The sequence below is a fragment of the Butyrivibrio sp. NATIVEDY162 genome, assembly GCF_045999815.1.
Taxonomy (GTDB): Bacteria; Bacillota; Clostridia; order Lachnospirales; family Lachnospiraceae; genus Butyrivibrio.
The window spans coordinates 2,719,300-2,739,496 of the sequence record NZ_CP172573.1 but is presented as its reverse complement, the minus strand read 5'-3'; the positions used below and the strand labels follow the sequence as shown (position 1 = coordinate 2,739,496).

The following is a 20,197-nucleotide window of genomic DNA, read 5'->3' as shown; positions in this document are numbered from 1 at the left end:
CCGGCGACTCCGGATTACTATACAGAATTAAAACATAGAAGAATATATATCAGAAAAATAAATTTGTAAAGCGCCCCTGCTTCCATCCGCAAAGGCGCTTATCTCTTACCAGTCAAACTATATTAAATGCCAATGGCATTTATGCCGCATCATCAAGCTTAGAGTCTGAATTTTTCACTTTTCTTTTCAAAATTTCAATAGCCTTGTTAAGCTGATTATCGGTCCCGTCGGCATTGTACTTTTCATAATCAAGTGCAATCTGCACATCAGGAGTTATTCCCACACCATTAATATCATTACCGTTTGGTGTAAAGTAGTTACTTATTGTAAGCTTAACTGCAGTTCCGTCTGTAAAAGGGAATATTCTCTGAACAACGCCCTTTCCGTAGGTTGTCTCACCCACGATCATTCCCACTTCATAATCCTGTATGGCACCGGAGAGAATCTCTGAAGCACTGGCTGAGTATCCGTTCACCAGGACCACCAGAGGAATATCAATCTCTTTTTCTCCATCGCACTCGTAGTCTTCACGATTTCCATCTCTATCTACTGTGTACACTATGTCTCCCTTGGGGAGGATTTCTCTTGCTATATCGCAGACGGCAGAGAGGCTTCCGCCGGGATTGGATCTAAGATCAATTATAAGTGCTTTCATATCCTTAGATCTAAGTTCCTGCATACCCTCTTTAAACTGCTCCGTTGTTACAGAATCAAACTCAGTGATTCCAAGATATCCGATGTTGTCTTCAAGCATTGTGGTGTTTACAGTCTGGGCCTCAACTTTGTCACGTGTAACCTCAAAATCAAGATAATCCGGTTCTCCTTCACGGTAGACCGTGATCTTTACGGTTGTTCCGATTTCTCCTCTTATCAGGCCCACAACCTCTGATAGAGTCATTCCCTGAATATCTTTGTCTGCAACTTCATAAATAACATCATTTGCCTTAAGACCTATCTTTTCAGCGGGAGAATCCTTGATAGTTCCTGTGATTCTCGGGAGATTGGTCTTTTTATCCATACTTACATAGGCACCGATACCATAATAAATACCCTGAGTATCAGACATAAGATCTTCATACTCAGCAGTTGTGTAATACTCTGAATAGGGATCTCCAAGAGAGGAAACTACGCCTTTGTAAATCGCGTTAGCCTCTTCATTTCTGTCAATCTCAGTCTTGTAATAGTAAGTCCCTATCGCTTCCTCTATTACTTTCACCTTTTCTATAGTCTCGGCAGTTAAAACACTCTCAGTAGCTGTAGATGTTTCATTACTCTTAAGCGCTCCTAAAGCAGTGCCCTTTATCTTAAATACCAGAAAAGCAAGTCCTGCCAGAAGAATAGTACAGAAAAAGCCCATTATCATTCCAGTAAAAAGCATTCCCACCCTATTGTCTTTTTGATTCATCTGTAATACTTCCTTTCGCCTGATAAGGCCTTATTTCAAATAATTCCATGGACTCACATAGCTTCCGTTAAGCCTGACTCCAAAGTGGAGGTGCGGTCCTGTAGACCTTCCGGTTGTTCCAACCGAAGCAATCCTCTGTCCCTTAGTCACCTCTGTTCCGGTCGAAACACTAAGTGATGAAGCATGCATATAAATTGTATAGAGACCACTTCCATGAGATATCATAACATAATTGCCCATGGTGGAATTATAAGCAGCAGCAACAACTGTTCCATCATATGCAGCCAAAATAGCTGATCCACTCGGTGCTGCAAAATCAACACCGTTGTGCATTTTTTGAATGCCCAATGTAGGATGCATTCTCATACCAAAATTATCCGATATTCTCGAATAGGACGGACACGGCATGGCAAATATGCCCCCATCATATTTTTTGGCATTCTGAGCTTCAAGCTGAGCACGCTCTGCTTCAACAGCCTTCTCCAGCGCAGCTATCGTAGCATTTTCTTCTGCTATCTGCTTCTCATACTCGGCAATAGCCGCCTCTTTGTCCTTGATATCACCTGTTAAGCTGTTGACCTCTTTGTTTTTCTCTACAATCAGGTTCTGAAGATTCTCTTCTTCAATTACAACATCAGCCTTAGCTTCATCCAGAGTCTTTTTCTCTTCCTCCAGAGCCTGCTTGGTCAAAGTGGTTAGCTCCGTATGAGCGATGTACTCCTCCAGCTTTGCCCTGTCATATGCGGACAGCTCTTCAATATATTCAGCCTTGTTGAGCATTTCCGAAAAGCTTCCCGCCTCTATGAAAAACTGGAAATAAAGTGCATTTCCCTTTTCATACATGAAGCGTATTCTTTTCTTCATTGCTTCATATTGCTCGTTCTGAACCCTGACAGCCTCCTCAAGCTCAGCTGTCGTCTCCTCGATACTCTGCTCTTTTTCTGCAATCTTCTGTGTGAGATCATCTATCTTTTTCTGAATATCTTCAAGATTCGCATCCAGCTGAGTGATGTATTTATTCAAATCCGATTTCTCTTTTTCCAGAGATTTTTTCACACTCTGAAGATTTGTAAGAGAGCTCTTCATCGAGTCTCTTTCCTTCTTTGCACTGGAAATCTGCCCCTCCTTCTGCTTGATACTTTCAGATGTTACAGCAGCATGGACAGTATTCCCTGTACAGTCAAAAGAAACTGTGCCTGCAAGCAGACACAGAACCATCATTACCCCAAATATTCTTTTTCCCATTCCTCTGCTTATCAAAATACAGCAGCCTCCTCATATCCGGCAAACTGATACGTTGATCTTCAAAAGAAGTTCTCAATCAGTCAACTTATCAGCGTGTCAGTCCACCTGTTCTTAAACATGCAAATGCTTGCGAACCGTTGTCACACTTCCAAGAAAACCGATTCCTACGCCCATCAAAACTGAAATTGGTGTAAGCGCTTCAAAAATCTTTCCAACCGGAAGAATATCCAGTATGGAATTCAGCATTGAAAATCTTACAGCCATAAACTCAGCGGCCTTGTTATAAACAAAATAGATAATAACAAGCGGAATGAGCGAGCCTATAAGACCAATTATTATTCCCTCTATTACAAACGGTGCTCTTACAAAAAAGTCTGTAGCACCTATGTACTTCATAATGTTGATTTCTTCTTTTCTTACTGAAATACCGATTGTAACCGTATTGCTTATAAGGAAAATTGAAACCAACAGCAATATACCGATAATGCCTAGAGACACATATGCTATAAGGCTGTTGATTCCGCTAAGCGTTGATGCTGTAACCTCAGAACGGTTAACCATTCTCACGCCATCAATCGACTCCAGATAAGTAACCAGAGCAGGCTGCATCGAAACATCGTTCAGATAAATCTGCAGATTGGCTGAATCCTCCAGTGGATTTTCCGTAAATCCATCTGCATACTCACCAAGATAATCCGTTTTAAAGCCTTCCCACGCATCCTGCGCAGAAATGTACTCTACCCTGCTCACCTCAGGCCGTTTCTCAATAAGAGATTTTGTAGCAAGAATCACATCCTCGCCAATCCCTTCATTGAAAAATACCGTAACTGACACGCCCTCCTCAGCCGTCTGAACAACATGCTGAAAATTGGTAACTATTGAATAAAACACACCGAACAGGAACAGACACGCACTTATGGTCGCTATTGACGCAAGTGTATACCATCTGTTTCGACTAAGATTTTTAAACCCCTGTCCCAGCGTATAGAATAAACTACTCATCCTCATCGCGATACTCACCCTCTTCTTCGTCGTGAATCACGACGCCTTTTTTCATAGTAATAACGCGCTTATGCATCGCATTAACAATCTCCCTGTTATGAGTAACAACTATAACAGTTGTGCCGTTTGCATTAATCTGCTCCATCAGCTTCATGATTTCCCATGTATTATTGGGATCAAGGTTACCTGTGGGCTCGTCCGCAAGCAGAATCTCAGGCTTATTTACGATAGCTCTTGCAAGCGCTACTCTCTGCTGTTCACCACCTGCCAGCTGCGTTACCTTGCTTTTATATTTTCCCGCAAGTCCAACCATAGCCAGCACAGAGGGCACATTCTTTTTAATATCTCTTGTGGATTTTTGTATTATTCTCTGAGCAAATGCAACATTTTCATAGACATTCCTATCCTTTAACAGACGGAAATCCTGGAATACAATTCCGAGCTTTCTTCTGAATTTGGGAATATTTCTGTGACGCATTCTCCCAAGATCCTGTCCCATTACAGTAATAATACCATCTGAAGGAACAAGCTCTCTCAAAAGGAGCTTGATCAGTGTGGATTTGCCGGATCCGCTGTCTCCAACTATAAAAACAAATTCACCCTTCTTGATATGAAGGGTGACTCCATTTAAAGCTGGTGCGCCCGTAGAATACGATTTGGTCACGTTATCCAGCGTGATAATATCATCAGCCAGATCTGCACTAACTGAGCGCCTTCTTCTGTTTACTTTTTCCATACCTAACTTCCTCTTATAAATCTAAACGATACAGGGATTTCTTCATCCCTCGGTAAATTTAGTATCGCTCCATGTATTTCATATATCTTACAACCATCAGTGCAATCTTAAATGTAATCGCATCATCAAAAACCCTGAGATCAAGCCCAGTACTCTTCTGCAGCTTATCAAGTCTGTACACAAGAGTGTTTCTGTGAATAAAAAGCTGTCTTGACGTCTCAGATACATTCAGGTTGTTTTCAAAGAACTTGTCAATAGTCGCAAGTGTCTCCTGATCGAAGCCATCCGGATTTTTACCACCGAAAATCTCACGGATAAACATCTTGCAAAGCGGTATAGGAAGCTGATAAATAAGACGTCCTATGCCTAGTTCCCCATAGCTTATCACCTTGCGCTCATCGAAGAAAATTCTTCCTACATCAAGCGCCATCTTGGCCTCTTTGTATGATCGGCTGACTTCCTTTATTTCTCCGACAACAGTACCTATAGCAATATGAACTCCGGTAATTCCCTGCGCTTCCAGGTATTCCTGAATCTCCGAAGCAGACTTTGATATATCATCGTTTTTTGAAAACTCAGACACATCCTTAACTACTATAACATTGTCCTCGTCAACCTCTGTGACAAAGTCTCCGCCATTTCCCGTAGTGTGCGTTCTTACAAGCTCAAGAACATTATTCTCTCTCACCTTATCAGCAGAAATGATCATGGTAACTCGCTTGGAATCAGCAGGAATATGAAGTTTCTTCGCTCTACTATATATATCCACCAAAAGAAGGTTGTCAAGAAGCAGGTTCTTGATAAAGTTATCTTTATCAAAGCGTTCCTTATAAGCAACTAAAAGTCCCTGAATCTGGTACGCTATCATCTTACCTATAGTGTAAGTACTTTCACCGCTTCCCGCAGCAATCAGAATATACTCCAGCTGCTGCTCATCATACACCTTGAAAAACTGGTGCCCCTGAATCTCCTGTGAATCAGCAGGTGATCTGACAAAATCCCTTACAGACTCTCCCATATTTGCAAAGTCAGGCTTTGTAGCAGCCACTTCATTGCCATCCACATCGAGTACGCTTAAATCAACATGAGCAATGCCTTTAAGCCCATCTATGGTGTTTTGAAGGATTTGATTTGAAATCATTGATAATCTCCCACGATTAAATTTTCATTGTTCTTATTACATTCTACTCGATAAATGCATAAAAATCCACAAATTTTTTCTTTATTTTTGTTGATTTTCCATAATAATATTTTTAGAGGTTATATCCGATAAAAGATACAGAGTAGTAGATGCGTATTCCATGCGCAAAAGGAGGTGCCTATGGACATACCCGAATTATCCATGGCGTTATCGGCAAGCAAAGTTCAATCGGATTGGGGAACAGCTATGCTCTCCAAAAATCTCGATGCCCTTGCGGAAGTCGGAAATACCATTGACGAAATGTTGGATGTGTCCGCCCTCGAGAGATCTGTAAATCCCAACCTGGGTGGGAACATCGACATTAGGTTGTAATGCCTAAGCGGCAAGAAGCCCTGCAAATGCAGGGCTTCTTGCCGCTTCTTCTTAATATTTGGTTTCTCAGATCAGTTTTATCTCGCTCTCACCGATTTCAATCTTACCCTCTTTCAAGAGGTGTCCAACTGCACGCTTGAATTCATTTTTGCTCATATTCATCTCTTCGCGGATACGCTCAGGTGATGCTTTGTCCGTAAATGGAAGAACACCTCCGTTTTTCTCCATCTTTTCAAAGATTATCTGAGCATCAGTATCGATCTGAAGATATGCCTTCTCACGAACACTTAAGGTAAGCTTTCCATCCTCGCGGACATCTATTACTCTGGCAGTTATCTCATCACCTATCTTAATATCCCCATAGAGCTCCTTCTTGGGAATAAGCGCTGAGAAGATATCATCAACCGCAACAAATACTCCGAAATTGCTGCTGGTCTCATACACAGTTCCTCTCACCCTGTCCTCTTTGTGATAAGGGCTGTCCGTCCTTAAGAATTCATATACATTCATAGTTACGGCAAGACGTCCCGATTTATCCACATACAAAGCGCAAAGTACGCTCTCACCCTTTTTAACCTTGCGAGTCTGCTCTCTGAAAGGAAGAAGTACATCCTTTTCAAGTCCCCAATCCATGAATGCTCCAATTTTGCCAACATCATTTACTGTCAGCATATTCACCTGACCAAGCATAAGCTTTGGAGTTCTTGTTGTTGCTATAAGCCTGTCATCAGAGTCTTTATATAAAAATACGCTGAGTCTGTCTCCAAGCTTTGCATCCTCCGGCACCTGCTTCTTGGGAAGAAGCACCTTATCATCGCTCCCTTCCTTCTCTGCAAGGTATACTCCGAAGTCGACCTGTTTTATTATTATCAGTTCCTGTTTTTCTCCAATTTTCAACATTTCTCTATCCTTTTTATTTCTACTATTGAATACGGTTTTCCTTCTGTGTCATTTAAAAATGCCGTATATACATCATCCTTTGCATAAACAACAGGACTTATATCATCTCCCAGATGCGCCTGCTGCCTGTACTCAGCTCTGATCTGTATCTTACTTCTGCTGCAGGACAATTCATGCAGCTCCTCCAGATTCTCTCTCTTTGCCACAGAATCAAATGCCCCGAGAGCTATTCTGATATACTGTCCGTTATTAACATGATGGTTGGAATCCAGATGATGTATTCCCACTTTTTTCATATCAGCTTCATAGCATTTGGAAGTGTCCGGATTGCCTATCTTCCTTGGCTCGTAGACCATCGGCAGCTTTTCATCAAGCGGATATGTGGTTACCACTGCATCATCTATCCTTGAAGGGCTTCCCTCCTTAAGGTTTATCAGTGACCAAATGGAATTTGCTATTGCAACCCTCTCACCATCGTCAGTATCCATGAAAAAGTTTCGCTTTCCGATAAACCCTTTAAGTTCGTACGGAACCGTGCCTATAGTGACCTTCTCGCCTAGCTTTGGCAGTCTGTTTATAATGACCTGCCAGCTGTTTATAACCCAGGCCAGCCCCCGCTCCTCCATATATTCCATTGTTGCAGGTCCTGCCTGTGTCTGAAAAGTTGAACAGTCCTGAAAATAATCTATCAGTGATTCAATTGTCAGATACTGTTCGAGATCTGTTTCCGTATATCTAATTCTGGAATCAAAAGTATACATATAAGCTCCGAAATTATCATGCATTTTTTTGTGTGTCGTGCATCATAATCATAACACAAATAGAAACCGTTAGTGGCATTAACATTGTAATCCCATATTCATATCTAAAATCCACCACCGGTGCCGCTATGAGAAGCGTGCAAATAAGCGCTGCCTGCAAAATGGCAAAAGGCAGCCATTTCCTGTCCTTGCATATTATAAGGACCATAGCTGCTACTGCTATCCAGGTATACGCTCCTGCGCACCACAACATACCGTATAGCGGAACAAAGCTTCCCAGCTTTATCAAAATTTCTTTCCCTTTAACAACTGCCACTCCTCCGATGCGAGGTGTTGAAACAAGGCCGTAATCATTCCCCATGATCCCGTCAATATTACCAACTTCATAGGAAATATCAGGATACACATAACCGCCTTCCAAGTCAAACCATGCTTTCAGATATTCCAGTGGATATTTTGCCCCAAGCCTCATCCACAATCCAAGGTATGTCCCCTTGTTATTCTCAATTATCTCAGGATGCCCCGCCCTTACAAGCTCCTTAATGTTATCAGCAAAATCCGCCGCATACAGTTCATGAATATAGGTAGTGTCTATTGCAGATTTTATCAGCTCCATATCATTCTCTGCCACTTCTTTATCATCAACAAGTACTCGTGCCACCTGCTGCACCGGAAGTGACAATGACTCGGTAAAATCAGGCTGTATTATTCCTGCCGCATTCATAACAGGCCCCTTAACGATAACTGTAACAATTATCGCACCTGCAACTGACAGTAGTATTTTCACAGTATCCTTTCCAAAAGCCCATATTAAAAACGGTGCACACAGCAAAAAAGCATACCATCCGTTTGATCTGAAAAGTGACATAAGAACTGATAAAATCGTCAGAATTATATAATCAGTTCCTGCCACACGCTTTTTTCCAAGCATCTCACATAATCTGCAGCCCATCAGCATCATAATTCCCGCAAAAGGAACATCCTTCCATATAGTCACCGCAAACACGGCATTAAATGGAACAAGTGCAAAAAATACAGTTGCAAAAAGAAATGCCGGATTATTTTTAAGCACTCTCTTTACCTGAACAGTCACTCTTCCACAGCATACAGAGAGAAAGACCATCTGTGCAACTGTGTAAAACCCGATAGCTCTGTTTACATCCCCCGTCAGCTTCAATCCGATATTATAAAAAAACCCAATCGCAATCGTATGAATAACAGGATGGTGATTTGAAAGCGGATTTATGCCTATTATCTGCTCGTACTGAACAATGGAATCCGCAGTCATTATTCCCGGATACTCATATAAAAAATATGGGAGCCAGCACAAAAAGCAGATTACTGTTGATGCCACAAAGACCACTCCGTCTGACATATCAAGAGCTTTAATCTTTATATACTTCTCGCTTTCAGTATTTTTGCCATCCGCCTTATTTAAGTTTATAAAGCATAGCAAAACCTCAAGCACCGCAACAAAAAGCCCCACAAATATAATGAGATTGCCAAGGAGCTTAAACATAGAGCTGTCAAACCCTGCCACTGCTCTTTTCCCAAGCAGATATGTAAGACATGCTGACAGTGCGGCAGCCATTGCCAAAGCCGCCAAACTTAATCTGTCCGGGCGGAAGGCGCCTGTTCTTTTTCCAATATAATAAAACACAGCAAAGAAAACCAGCGTTAACGGGTTTCTTACAGACATTCCAAACAGGAGCTGCAGCCCCCATGTACATATAAACGCAGTCAAAATGCTCTTTAATTCTTTTGTAGCCAATACAAACATATCTGATATAATCCTTTTAGAAATATTAGCGGAGGAAGCACGTTATCTCATGGAAAAAGTTAATCCCTCAACAAACAGTATAAAAATATATGAACTAATTTACTATATATATTTCCTCATTCTTTTTGGAGCAAGAGCGGTAGGTCTCTATGACGGACAGACTCTCTATAACATATGCCTTGTTCTGGGAGTTATTGCCTTTGGCTTTAAGCTTCTAACAACACGGCACTCTGTTGCAGAGTATCTCACCGCTTTTTCCTTATTGTCCGTAGGTGCACTCTCCTATATCTGCTCCGGAGAAAAGGGGCTTCTTTTGTATTTCACCATGATGCTCGGCATGAAGGGAATTAATGAAAAGAAGGTCTTCCGCCTCGGTCTTTACGTTCTTGGCGCAGCCTATTTCATACTCTATATTCTCTCAATCACTGGTATTATTACAGAACTGAATCACATAAACAGGCGATCAGGCTATGGCTACCTCCTTCGTCATTCTCTTGGTTACCCATATCCAAACACAGCCCACACAACCTTGCTTATACTTATGATTCTCTTTTTCTATCTGTATGAGGCATCTGATCTGAAAAAACTCCTTAGAGCCTCTGTGATTGCAATGCTCATAAACCTGTATGTCTACCTTTATACAGTAAGTCTCACAGGCCTTATATCCATCACAATTTACCTTCTTGTAAATTTGTATTTGCAAATAAGAAAAAACAGGACAAAGGCAGAAAATGTTATTATCAGTATTCTGTTTCCCGTGGTTGTCATTTTTTCAATCGCAGGTCCGCTTCTTGCAACAGGCAGCCTTTTTACCTTTTTAAATAAGCTCCTTCACAAGCGCTATGAATACGCTCTTTATTTTCTTACAAATGAAAAGGTTACTTTATTCGGCTCTTATTTTCAGAAACCGCCGACCAATTGGTATATGCTGGATAATTCCTTCCTGTATCTTTTTTTACAGCTTGGGATCATCCCCTTTGCAGTAATCACCCTTATATGCCTCATGTGGATAAAAAATCTTGTGGCTCAAAATAAGACCGGGGAGCTTTCCATCATGATAACCTTTTGCTTTATAGGAATGAGCGATCCTTTCCTGTTCAATCTCAGCTATAAGAATCTGACCTTTATTTTCCTTGGAAAATGGCTATTCGATTCCCTGGAAAAACACGCCCATGCATATCCGGAAATTCTCAAAAAGGAATTTCTACTTCTTCCTTTTGGTGAAAAGGATATTACCATTAAGTCCATAGTTCCTGAAAAGCTCAGAGATTTTTACAGGTCTTCCCTTTATGAAATCGCTTCTCATACCCTGAGATACACCCTTATTTTTGCTACAGTTTGCATGCTTGGCTCAGTAGCCTATGAAAAAATCACAACCGAGCCACAGGTTCTATATGTAAATACCAAAATTGCAGATCCGTATTTTGATCATAAAAACATACAGATGACCACAGCTGACATTGAGACAGCCCTGGTTGCAGGAGACCTTGTGGAAGGCTACTCCCCCGAAGATCCCACGATGTATGTTTTCAAGAAAAAAGCTCCGCATATGGAATACATACGGAGCATTGTTTCCTGTGGTTTATGGGCAGGTATGATCTCTATACTTTTAATCTCAATTATCAGAGCTGTTCGTAAAAGATGATATTTCTCTTACATACTCATCATAATCTCTGATATATTCGCTCGCATCATAATGCTCGCTTGCAAGAACAAGCAGCACTGAATCCGCGCTAAAATCATACATTTCTTTCCATACCATGTTGGGAAGATAGATTCCGGTGTTTGGTCTGTTGAGGCAGAAAATAGTCTCGTTTCCTGCTCCATCCATCACCTTCACCTTGCTTGTTCCTGCGACATTTATAAGCACAAATTCCGTCTTCTTATTTGCATGTTGTCCTCTGACTACAGTGGCATCACTGCCATACATATAAAAAGCTCTTCTTATTTCAAATGGAATATCCATTCCGCCTTCTACAATTACAAGCTGTCCCCTCTCATCTCCCATGTCTTTAAACTCGATCATTTTGACCCGATCCATATGATTCAGCATATTTTACTCCTATACGTATATAATTAAACGAAACTTAATATTTTTTTAATTGAAAGACTATCCCTCTGATACTAAAATTATATTTAAGTATGGCGAATCCTGGCCTCACTATTTTAGGCAGGTTCTAATATAAAATATCAAAGATTGGGGGTTTGTGCAATTTACGCACGAATAACAGTATGAATTTTTTAAAAAAATGTGTTAATCAAAAATGGTTTCCTTATACCGTGGCATCTTGTGCGGCAGTTGTAGTTTTCCTGGGTTTATCAAACATCAATCTGCTTTTCCACGGTATAGGCGTTTTGGGCAAATATTTCGCCCCTGTAATAACAGGACTTATTCTGGCTTACGTTATTCATCCGCTTGTAGCCTTTTTTGAAAAAACGATTCTGTCCCGCATAAAACAACTCGCGATAAAAAGATCCATTGCCATTCTGCTGTCCTTTTTGGCAATTATTCTGTTTATAGTTATCCTGATGGTTGCACTGATTCCTCAGCTCGTGGACAGTATCTCCGCATTTGTCAATAACCTCGATAGTTATGCTTCATCATTGGAGTCACTGCTAAATAACTTCAGTGCTTTGGCTGCAAAGTATAATATTGATGTATCAGGCATCATAAGCAGAATCAATTCCTTCCTGTCACAATTTGCACAAAAACTCCCTGCTGCCGTATCCCAGATCATCAATGTATCAGCCGGTATCGGTAACGGATTCTTTAATTTCATACTCGGTTCCATCCTTGCCATATATTTCCTTGCAGGCAAGGAAAAGCTCCAGTTTGGTACAACAAGACTTATGAAGCTCTTAGTTCCTGCAGATATTTATGATAGGATTCGAACCTTCTGGAGTACATGCAACGATATCCTTAAAAGATATATCGCAGGCGATATTATCGACGGACTTATCGTCGGAGTAGTCAACTGGATTTTCATGCTTATTACCGGCATGTCCTACTCCGTACTAATATCACTTTTTGTAGGTGTGACAAACCTTGCGCCTACCTTTGGTCCCATCGTAGGTGCTATCATAGGATCCTTTATATTAGTACTCGTTAATCCGCTCCATGCGCTTATTTTCCTTATTTTCACCATAGTACTACAGACCGTGGACGGATATGTAATTAAGCCCAAACTATTTGGCAACACCCTTGGTGTCTCAGCAGTTTGGATTCTTGTAACATTGGTTGTTGGCGGAAGGATGTTTGGTATAGCAGGAATCATGCTTGCAATACCTTTTGCTGCCATCTTCAACTTTACATATCAGGAATGGATTCAGAAAAAAGAAGCACTTTTAGCTTCACAGGATGATACGCCCAAAGAGGAATAGTTATGAATATTGAGGAGTACACCTATCAGGAACTGAAACATATGATGGATTACATGAAGCGCATGTACGACACTGTTCGTATAGTGGATCCTGTTGAATGTCGTGAGATATCAGTAGATACTTCCGGTGAGCTTCATTATGAAAGAGAATGCCATGCAGCCTGGAACGCAGCCAGCAGATGTTCAAACTGCAGCAGTTATCGTGCTGTAATGAGCGGACAAAGGCAAACAAAAGAAGAAATATTTGGCGGACACAGATTCATCGTACAATCAGTTCCCATAAGGCTCGTACTACCTGACAAGAATAATTTCTCCTGCGTAATGGAGCTAATCAGCATTGATGACAAAGAAGGCGAAGTTATTACATCTCCTCCCTCCGTTTCTTGTGGCGAAGACGGCCGCCAAATGTCACAAGGTATGACTGAGGCCGATTATCTGGCTACCCATGATCTACTTACCAGACTCTACAATCTCGACGGCATATGCCGCGAAGTAAGACGACTTCTTGTAGATGATCCCGATGTGGAACGTGTCCTTATAACCGGCGATATCCGGCATTTCCGCACGCTTAATGAGCGCTATGGACAAAAGCGCGGAAATGAAGTTCTGATTGCCATCGCTGATATGCTCAGAAAAAGCTGTGGCGCCGATACCGTTTACGGTCGCACACATGCCGACCACTTTGTTCTTTGCATGCCGGAATCCCGCTTCAATGAGGGTATTTTTATGGATGCTATAGAAGAAATCGGAAAACTCATAGATACAGAAAACTATCATCTGTATTTTCATCTTGGTGTCTACAGAATCGAAGACCCTGACATTCCCGTTACACTCATGATAGAAAGGGCTGACCTCGCGCTCCAGACCCTCCACGAGCGCAGAGAAAACGTGCTGACCTTCTACACCAATAAGCTTTTAAAGCAGGCAGAAAATGAGACAGAATTTCTAAATACCTTTAAAGAAAGACTTGCTGATGGACAGTTCCATATTTACCTTCAGCCTGTTTTTGATGCAGATATGAACGTTAGCGGAGCAGAAGCTCTCACAAGATGGATAAAGCCCGACGGTACAGTAATCTCATCTGACAAATATATTCGAATTCTTGAAAAAAGTGAATTTATAGCAGATCTCGACACCATGAACTGGGAACTGGTCATGAAGCAGCTTAGCACCTGGCAGAATAAAGCCAAGGACAATCTGGTAATATCAGTAAACGTATCCCCCAAGGATTTGTTCTATATGGATGCCTTAAAAAAGGTAAAGGAGCTCGTAGCGAAATATAACATTGATGCTGACAAGCTTATTTTGGAGTTTTCAGAAGTGGATCTTTTAAATGATACAGAGGGCAAACTTGCTATTATAGACCGCTTTAAGAAGGAAGGCTTCCGCGTTGCTATAGATAACTTCGGCGAAGGAAATCTCTCTTTACATATGTTAAAAGAATTGCATACAGACTATGTAAAATTTGATAAATCCTTTATTGCAGGTATTTCCGATGAAAGAACAAAAATCGTACTGGAGGCTTCCATAAAACTTGTACAGAAGCTGGGAATGAAAGTTGTGGCAGAAGGTGTTGAAACCGAGGAACAGTTCAATTATCTCAAATCCATCGGTTGTAACCGTTTCCAGGGCTACTACTTCTCACATGCCATTCCTATTGATGAGTTTGAAGAAAAATACTGATCATTTACAGATCATTTTTGTTTATCTAAGTGAGATACGTGCCACATCATATACGATTGACGGTATATGCTGATACATCATGAACAACATGTGCACCGTTATCGGAACATATATATTTCTGGTGCAGAAAAATGCAATAGCATATGGCATAGAAAGAACCATAGCTTCAACAATTCCAAGAGGAAGATACGCATAGCTCAATCCGCACAGAACCAGTCCCAATATGAAAGTAATAATTGCGCATCCTGCAGAATCAAAGCACATCAGTGCTTTTCTGAAAAACAGTTCCTCTGAAACCGGGCATAGGAACAATATCGTTATAGCATAGAGGAGTTCTCCGATATAACTGTTTTCCCACGTAATTCCATAGGTTCCATCAAGAATACCGATAAAATTGGCCTGTATGACATTCATCTTGATCATATAAGCTATCTGTGCGCCTGCAACAGTAAGTACAACAGGCAGCCAAAACTTCTTAATACTCTTGAAATTACGGGAATACTCTTTAAATGAAAAATCCTTGCTAAAATATACTGCAAGAACAAGATAGAACACAAAGAATATATAAAGCGTCTTAAACGGCTTTATTATACAAAATGCTATAAATAATAACTCCCACACAACAGGGAAGGCTAAATTCTTAATTTGAGACTTCACAACCCACCTCTAAGCTCGATTAATCAGCATCAACTCATTATAGCACAACAATTAACAAATGAAAAAAAATACTCCTCAGACAAACTTCTGAGGAGTAAGTAGCTGGGCTAGTAGGATTCGAACCTACGGAGTGACGGAGTCAGAGTCCGTTGCCTTACCGCTTGGCGATAGCCCACCGACAAGATTGTATTATACGGATGTTTTTTCCAAAATGCAAGCACTTTTTTTATTTTTTTATAATTTTTTTTGGAGTTTCCAAGAATAGTATTTTATTCAGCAATTTCAACACATTATTTACAAAAAAGTGTTTTCAAAAATGTAATATGAAAAGGCGATATGAATCCCATCAGGATTCCATACGCCTTTTCATTAAGCCAATATTTTTATAACCGGCCATAAACTACTTATAATGATGTAGGTTTTAAACAGAACTTATCATTCCCGTATCAGCCCTCAAATAAAAGATCAGCATAAGTCGGAAACGGCCAATCATTCTTATCAACAAGCATCTCAAGCTTATCTGCAGGAGTTCTAAGAGCTGTCATTGCAGGAACCACTGTGTCCTTGCAGAAATATGCTCTCTTTCTGGGCTCAGTTATGGTTCTGGCCTTCTCCTCTTCCTTATTAAGCTTATCAAGTGCCTTCTTCATAGCACCAAGCTCCTTGGTAACCGCTGAGAGCTCGCTTGTCATTACAGAAACATCACAGCCTGCTGCCTTAACCTCATTGATGTTTGCAGCAAGTCCTCCTGCATATTTCATAACTGCAGGAATAATCTGTTTGCTTGCCATGTCTATCATGGTGAGCGCTTCAATATTTATAGTCTTGGAGTAGGTCTCGAAAATGATCTCCTGACGAGACTCAAGCTCCGTCTTTGTAAATACACCAAACTTTTTATAAAGATCTACAGCCTTCTTGGTTGTGAGAACCTCGGCAGCCTCAATTGTTGAAGGAATATTGGGAAGACCTCTTCTTGTTGCTTCCTTCTTCCACTCTTCTGAATATCCGTCACCATTGAAGATTATTCTCTGGTGCTTAGTCAGGTATTCCTTGATGATATCATGAACTTCCATGTCGAAGTCTTCTGCCTTCTCAAGTCTGTCTGCTGCCTCACTGAATGCCTCTGCAACAATAGTATTAAGTGCAGTGTTTGAGCTTGCCATTGAATCAGATGAACCAACCATACGGAATTCAAACTTATTACCTGTAAAGGCAAAGGGTGATGTACGGTTTCTGTCTGTAGCATCCTTTTCAAATTCAGGAAGTGTTGAAACACCTGTCTTAAGTTTTCCGCCACGCTTGGATCTTTTGGCTTCACCTGTCTCTATAAGCTGGCGAACCACGTCCTCAAGCTGCTCTCCAAGGAATATAGAGATGATTGCCGGCGGTGCCTCATCAGCACCAAGACGGTGATCATTTCCTACATCTGATGCGCTTTGTCTAAGAATATCTGCATGTCTGTCAACAGCCTTAACTATGCAGGCAAGGACAAATAAAAACTGTATGTTTTCATTAGGTGTATCACCGGGATCAAGCAGGTTAACCCCGTTATCAGTACAAAGTGACCAGTTATCATGCTTACCGGAACCATTAACGCCCTGGAATGGCTTTTCATGAAGAAGGCATCTCATGTTGTGATGCTCTGCCACTCTCTTCATAGTCTCCATTATGATCTGGTTGTGATCTACTGCAATATTGGCAGTTTCATAAATAGGAGCAAGTTCATGCTGACCTGGAGCAACCTCGTTGTGCTGAGTCTTACCCGGAACACCGAGTTTCCAGAGTTCGTTGTTGAGATCCTTCATGTATTCTCCGACGCGCTCTCTGATTACGCCAAAGTAATGATCCTCCATCTCCTGACCCTTTGGAGGCTGAGCACCGAAAAGTGTGCGTCCTGTGAAGATAAGGTCAGGTCGTTTCAGACTCTTCTTCCAGTCAACAAGGAAATATTCCTGCTCAGGTCCTACTGAAACATTTACCTTCTTTGCTTCATTATTTCCAAAAAGATGTACTATTCTTAAAGCCTGTCCACTTACAGCTTCCATTGATCTGAGAAGGGGAGTCTTTTTATCAAGAGCTTCTCCGTTATAAGAGCAAAATGCTGTGGGAATACAAAGAGTAACGCCTGCGCCTGTCTCCTTAAGAAAAGCAGGAGAAGTGATATCCCAGGCTGTATATCCTCTTGCCTCGAATGTGGCACGCAGGCCTCCGGAAGGGAAAGATGATGCGTCGGGTTCACCTTTTATCAGATCTTTGCCTGAAAAAGATGTCATCATGTGTCCATCGCCACGGGCACTTGTGATAAAAGCATCATGCTTTTCAGCTGTAATACCTGTAAGTGGCTGGAACCAATGAGTATAGTGTGTTGCACCATTCTCCATCGCCCAATTCTTCATGGCATTTGCAACAGCATCCGCTGATGTAAGTGAGAGGTCTCCGCCATTTTCCATGACCTGGATGACCTCCTTATATACATTCTTGGGAAGTCGCTCACGCATCTTCTCAAGCGTAAATACATTTTTGCCAAATAATTCTTCAACTTTGACCTGCTCGCTCATATACACCTCTTTTTCTTATATAAAAAAGTAATTTCGCCAATGATTGTACTATATTAGTTCAAATTACACAAACTAAAAAAACTCAGCAGGTAATATTTACCTACTGAGATTTTTTATATTTTTAGCAGGATATTTTCTCTGAAGTACCTGTATGCACTCTCAAAATATCGTATTTCTCTGTCTCTTTATCAAGCTTTATATAAAGTACCTGCTTGGGATGAGGGCAGCTATCCATCGCTTCTCCATCCTCGTTGGTTATTCCAAGAACCTTTGTCTCGATATCCCTTCCGTCGGGCTTCATGATTTCTATGGTATCTCCGACACAGAATTTATTTCTCTGCTCGATCTTAGCAAGTCCATCCTCTGTGACTTCTCCGACAATCCCGAGGTATGTGTATTCGTTCACATAGGTATTGGCATCATAAATCTGAGCTTCATCTGAGGGCTTTCCAAAATAGAATCCGGTGGTGAACTGTCTATAAGTGCATCTTGATATTTCATCAAGGTACCAGGGCATGTTCTCTCTGTACTTCTCCTCTGATTCGAAGAAATCGTCGATAGCCTTGCGGTAGGTTCTCGCAACAGTAGCCACATAGAGTGCTGTTTTCATGCGGCCCTCTATCTTGCAGCTGTCTACTCCTGCATCAACAAGCTCCGGAATATGTTCTATCATGCACAGATCCTTTGAGTTGAAAATAAAGGATCCACGCTCATTCTCATAAACGGGAAGATATTCACCGGGTCTTGTCTCCTCAACAACCGCATATTTCCATCTGCAGGGATGAGTGCACTCGCCATGGTTTGCATCTCTTCCGGTGAAATAATTGGATAACAGACATCTGCCTGAATAGCTGATACACATAGCTCCGTGTATAAAGCTCTCAACCTCAAGGTCATCGGGTATATTCTCGCGAATCTCCTTAATTTCTTTTAATGAAAGCTCTCTTGCAGCCACAACTCTCTTAGCACCAAGATCGGCCCAGAACTTATAAGTCTCATAATTTGTATTATTAGCCTGGGTTGATACGTGAATATCTATCTCAGGGCAAATTCTTCTGGCCATCATAAACATTCCGGGATCAGCTATTATAAGTGCGTCAGGTCCCAGTTCCTTAAGCTCATGAAAATACTCCTCAGCACCCTTAAGATCATCATTGTGAGCGAGAATATTTGCTGTTACATGAACATGAACGCCGTGCTCATGGGCAAATTTAATCCCCTCAGCCATATCTTCATGACTGAAGTTCTTGGCCTTTGCACGAAGTCCAAAGGAGTTACCGCCGATATAAACGGCATCTGCTCCAAATATTACTGCTGTCTTTAATACTTCAAGGCTGCTTGCCGGTATAAGCAGCTCAGGTTTACGTCTATCTCTCATTACTTACCTCATCGCCCGTAAGGGCATTAAATTATTAACATAGCGTCTGACCTCAAAACACACTATATGTTCTAAAAAGGCCAGGCACAACCTGATCTTAATCAATGTCATACTTATACATATCTCAAAAGAAGTTCTGCCATGGTCACAGTTTCAGTGACATAGCCATTCCATCCCCAACATTTAATATCACACTCTCAAGCTCTTCATCATGCTTAATCGCAAAAAGATACTCCCTCATCCTCTCATGTATGGTGCGGTTTCTTCTTGTTACAGCAAATCTTGATTCCATCACATCTCCGTCCTGAAGGACATTATCTGACAAAAGAAGTCCACCTTTGATAAGGAGCCTTTTGCAATCCGGCAGGAAATTGATATACTGCCCTTTCGCAGCATCCATAAAAATAAAATCATACTGCCCGGAAAGCTTCGCCAAAATATCTGCTGCGTCCCCCTCAAGCAGTGTGATTTTTTTGTTCAGATCGTACTTATCAAAATTTGCATGAGCCACCGGTATACGCTTCTCAAACTTCTCAATAGTAGTTATCTTCGTATCCGGATCTGAATAGGTTGCCATCAAAAGCGCTGAAAATCCAACCGCACAGCCAACCTCCAAAATATTTTTAGGATGATTCATATTTAGTAAAAATCGAATAAGGCTCTGCGTATCCTTTCTGATGATCGGAACCTCATCCGCAAGAGATTTTCTCTCAAGCTCATCCAAAAACGGCTCATTTCCCTGATCGAGCGAATTAATAAAGGTGCTTATTCTCTCGTCACTGATCACTGTGCCTTCTCCTCTTTGTCTGCTTCAATAGTAGAAGCACACATGATTCCTATTATCTCATCGGGCGTCATTGAAGGGCTAAGCTCATAGGTACCGGGCGCGATCATTCCATGGTACTCAGAAAAGCGCTCCTGCATCCAAAAAAGAGTTTTATCCTTAACCAGCCCTCTATTTTCCAGCAATTCTGCAATATCTCCAACCGACATACTATCGGTAATTGATACCGTAACTGTTCTGGTATCGTACTGAGAAGCAGGCAGCTGATTATATATGTTATATCCATAATTATATGCAACTGATGCATACTTGCTTATAAGCATGATAGCTACAATAACAAGAAAAACCTTAACTATTGTATCTACCACGCCTAATCCTACGCTTTTTACGTTCATAACTCCTCTTTTCACTACTA

18 protein-coding genes and 1 tRNA gene are annotated in these 20,197 nt (G+C 41.2%); 4 read left to right on the top strand and 15 right to left on the bottom strand.

Annotated elements, in window-relative coordinates; translation table 11 throughout:
- Positions 1 to 139 precede the first annotated feature (139 nt).
- The 5 genes from ACHCNF_RS11840 to ACHCNF_RS11820 form a co-directional block, all read right to left on the bottom strand.
- Complete coding sequence (locus ACHCNF_RS11840; protein ID WP_408069994.1) at positions 140 to 1,405, bottom strand: S41 family peptidase; 1,266 nt, start codon at positions 1,403 to 1,405, stop codon at positions 140 to 142.
- 30 nt (positions 1,406 to 1,435) lie between these two features.
- Complete coding sequence (locus tag ACHCNF_RS11835) at positions 1,436 to 2,665, bottom strand: murein hydrolase activator EnvC family protein (protein WP_408069993.1); 1,230 nt, start codon at positions 2,663 to 2,665, stop codon at positions 1,436 to 1,438.
- A 96-nt stretch (positions 2,666 to 2,761) separates the two neighbouring features.
- Positions 2,762 to 3,658, bottom strand: a complete 897-nt coding sequence (ftsX, locus tag ACHCNF_RS11830; protein ID WP_408069992.1) for a permease-like cell division protein FtsX — start codon at positions 3,656 to 3,658, stop codon at positions 2,762 to 2,764.
- Positions 3,645 to 4,334 (bottom strand): cell division ATP-binding protein FtsE, encoded by a 690-nt coding sequence (ftsE, locus tag ACHCNF_RS11825; RefSeq protein ID WP_408072233.1) that lies wholly within the window; start codon positions 4,332 to 4,334, stop codon positions 3,645 to 3,647. Before ftsE ends, ftsX begins: the two co-directional genes overlap by 14 nt.
- Before the next feature lie 112 nt (positions 4,335 to 4,446).
- Positions 4,447 to 5,529 carry a PucR family transcriptional regulator gene (locus ACHCNF_RS11820; RefSeq protein ID WP_408069991.1) on the bottom strand — a complete coding sequence of 361 codons (1,083 nt, stop codon included), beginning with the start codon at positions 5,527 to 5,529 and terminating at the stop codon, positions 4,447 to 4,449.
- Between the two features lie 180 nt (positions 5,530 to 5,709).
- Here ACHCNF_RS11820 and ACHCNF_RS11815 point away from each other — a divergent pair, with 180 nt between their 5' ends.
- Complete coding sequence (locus ACHCNF_RS11815) at positions 5,710 to 5,901, top strand: YjfB family protein (RefSeq protein ID WP_408069990.1); 192 nt, start codon at positions 5,710 to 5,712, stop codon at positions 5,899 to 5,901.
- 66 nt (positions 5,902 to 5,967) lie between these two features.
- On the opposite strand, the gene ACHCNF_RS11810 is transcribed toward ACHCNF_RS11815, so the two are convergent.
- The 3 genes from ACHCNF_RS11810 to ACHCNF_RS11800 are packed head-to-tail and all read right to left on the bottom strand — an operon-like array spanning position 5,968 to position 9,342.
- Positions 5,968 to 6,801 (bottom strand): CvfB family protein, encoded by an 834-nt coding sequence (locus tag ACHCNF_RS11810; protein WP_408069989.1) that lies wholly within the window; start codon positions 6,799 to 6,801, stop codon positions 5,968 to 5,970.
- Positions 6,795 to 7,562 carry an acyl-[acyl-carrier-protein] thioesterase gene (locus ACHCNF_RS11805; RefSeq protein ID WP_408069988.1) on the bottom strand — a complete coding sequence of 256 codons (768 nt, stop codon included), beginning with the start codon at positions 7,560 to 7,562 and terminating at the stop codon, positions 6,795 to 6,797. The genes ACHCNF_RS11810 and ACHCNF_RS11805 overlap by 7 nt, the downstream gene beginning before the upstream one ends.
- 16 nt (positions 7,563 to 7,578) lie before the next feature.
- Positions 7,579 to 9,342, bottom strand: coding sequence for a DUF6020 family protein (locus ACHCNF_RS11800; protein WP_408069987.1), 1,764 nt, complete (start codon positions 9,340 to 9,342; stop codon positions 7,579 to 7,581).
- 49 nt (positions 9,343 to 9,391) lie between these two features.
- Between ACHCNF_RS11800 and ACHCNF_RS11795 the strand changes: the two genes are divergently transcribed.
- On the top strand, positions 9,392 to 10,987 hold the full coding sequence (locus tag ACHCNF_RS11795; protein ID WP_408069986.1) for a hypothetical protein: 1,596 nt from the start codon (positions 9,392 to 9,394) through the stop codon (positions 10,985 to 10,987).
- Here ACHCNF_RS11795 and ACHCNF_RS11790 read toward each other — a convergent pair.
- Positions 10,958 to 11,395, bottom strand: a complete 438-nt coding sequence (locus tag ACHCNF_RS11790) for a sugar 3,4-ketoisomerase (RefSeq protein ID WP_408069985.1) — start codon at positions 11,393 to 11,395, stop codon at positions 10,958 to 10,960. The two genes, ACHCNF_RS11795 and ACHCNF_RS11790, sit on opposite strands and share 30 nt — an antisense overlap.
- Before the next feature lie 179 nt (positions 11,396 to 11,574).
- Here ACHCNF_RS11790 and ACHCNF_RS11785 point away from each other — a divergent pair, with 179 nt between their 5' ends.
- Complete coding sequence (locus tag ACHCNF_RS11785) at positions 11,575 to 12,723, top strand: AI-2E family transporter (protein WP_408069984.1); 1,149 nt, start codon at positions 11,575 to 11,577, stop codon at positions 12,721 to 12,723.
- Between the two features lie 2 nt (positions 12,724 to 12,725).
- Complete coding sequence (locus tag ACHCNF_RS11780) at positions 12,726 to 14,405, top strand: EAL domain-containing protein (protein WP_408069983.1); 1,680 nt, start codon at positions 12,726 to 12,728, stop codon at positions 14,403 to 14,405.
- 21 nt (positions 14,406 to 14,426) lie between these two features.
- On the opposite strand, the gene ACHCNF_RS11775 is transcribed toward ACHCNF_RS11780, so the two are convergent.
- From ACHCNF_RS11775 to ACHCNF_RS11750, 6 genes are all read right to left on the bottom strand, one after another.
- Positions 14,427 to 15,062, bottom strand: coding sequence for a CPBP family glutamic-type intramembrane protease (locus tag ACHCNF_RS11775; RefSeq protein ID WP_408069982.1), 636 nt, complete (start codon positions 15,060 to 15,062; stop codon positions 14,427 to 14,429).
- Positions 15,063 to 15,164: 102 nt separating this feature from the next.
- Positions 15,165 to 15,237: transfer RNA gene (locus ACHCNF_RS11770), tRNA-Gln, on the bottom strand.
- 271 nt (positions 15,238 to 15,508) lie between these two features.
- Positions 15,509 to 17,620 (bottom strand): glutamine synthetase III family protein, encoded by a 2,112-nt coding sequence (locus ACHCNF_RS11765; protein ID WP_408069981.1) that lies wholly within the window; start codon positions 17,618 to 17,620, stop codon positions 15,509 to 15,511.
- A 121-nt stretch (positions 17,621 to 17,741) separates the two neighbouring features.
- Positions 17,742 to 18,998 (bottom strand): peptidase U32 family protein, encoded by a 1,257-nt coding sequence (locus tag ACHCNF_RS11760; protein ID WP_408069980.1) that lies wholly within the window; start codon positions 18,996 to 18,998, stop codon positions 17,742 to 17,744.
- A gap of 145 nt (positions 18,999 to 19,143) precedes the next feature.
- A complete protein-coding gene (locus ACHCNF_RS11755; protein WP_408069979.1) occupies positions 19,144 to 19,785 on the bottom strand; it encodes an O-methyltransferase in 642 nt (213 codons plus the stop codon).
- Positions 19,782 to 20,177, bottom strand: a complete 396-nt coding sequence (locus tag ACHCNF_RS11750; protein WP_408069978.1) for an endolytic transglycosylase MltG — start codon at positions 20,175 to 20,177, stop codon at positions 19,782 to 19,784. The genes ACHCNF_RS11755 and ACHCNF_RS11750 overlap by 4 nt, the downstream gene beginning before the upstream one ends.
- Positions 20,178 to 20,197 lie beyond the last annotated feature (20 nt).

What these genes read in the sequence shown, in the direction of transcription:
- ACHCNF_RS11785 (WP_408069984.1), top strand. Translation starts at nt 11,575, where the DNA reads ATGAATTTTTTAAAAAAATGTGTTAATCAAAAATGGTTTCCTTATACC.
- ACHCNF_RS11815 (WP_408069990.1), top strand. Translation starts at nt 5,710, where the DNA reads ATGGACATACCCGAATTATCCATGGCGTTATCGGCAAGCAAAGTTCAA.
- ACHCNF_RS11760 (WP_408069980.1), bottom strand. Translation starts at nt 18,998, where the DNA reads ATGAGAGATAGACGTAAACCTGAGCTGCTTATACCGGCAAGCAGCCTT.
- ACHCNF_RS11805 (WP_408069988.1), bottom strand. Translation starts at nt 7,562, where the DNA reads ATGTATACTTTTGATTCCAGAATTAGATATACGGAAACAGATCTCGAA.
- ftsX (WP_408069992.1), bottom strand. Translation starts at nt 3,658, where the DNA reads ATGAGGATGAGTAGTTTATTCTATACGCTGGGACAGGGGTTTAAAAAT.
- ACHCNF_RS11750 (WP_408069978.1), bottom strand. Translation starts at nt 20,177, where the DNA reads ATGAACGTAAAAAGCGTAGGATTAGGCGTGGTAGATACAATAGTTAAG.
- ACHCNF_RS11800 (WP_408069987.1), bottom strand. Translation starts at nt 9,342, where the DNA reads ATGTTTGTATTGGCTACAAAAGAATTAAAGAGCATTTTGACTGCGTTT.
- ACHCNF_RS11810 (WP_408069989.1), bottom strand. Translation starts at nt 6,801, where the DNA reads ATGTTGAAAATTGGAGAAAAACAGGAACTGATAATAATAAAACAGGTC.
- ACHCNF_RS11840 (WP_408069994.1), bottom strand. Translation starts at nt 1,405, where the DNA reads ATGAATCAAAAAGACAATAGGGTGGGAATGCTTTTTACTGGAATGATA.
- ACHCNF_RS11795 (WP_408069986.1), top strand. Translation starts at nt 9,392, where the DNA reads ATGGAAAAAGTTAATCCCTCAACAAACAGTATAAAAATATATGAACTA.
- ACHCNF_RS11765 (WP_408069981.1), bottom strand. Translation starts at nt 17,620, where the DNA reads ATGAGCGAGCAGGTCAAAGTTGAAGAATTATTTGGCAAAAATGTATTT.
- ACHCNF_RS11790 (WP_408069985.1), bottom strand. Translation starts at nt 11,395, where the DNA reads ATGCTGAATCATATGGATCGGGTCAAAATGATCGAGTTTAAAGACATG.
- ACHCNF_RS11820 (WP_408069991.1), bottom strand. Translation starts at nt 5,529, where the DNA reads ATGATTTCAAATCAAATCCTTCAAAACACCATAGATGGGCTTAAAGGC.
- ACHCNF_RS11780 (WP_408069983.1), top strand. Translation starts at nt 12,726, where the DNA reads ATGAATATTGAGGAGTACACCTATCAGGAACTGAAACATATGATGGAT.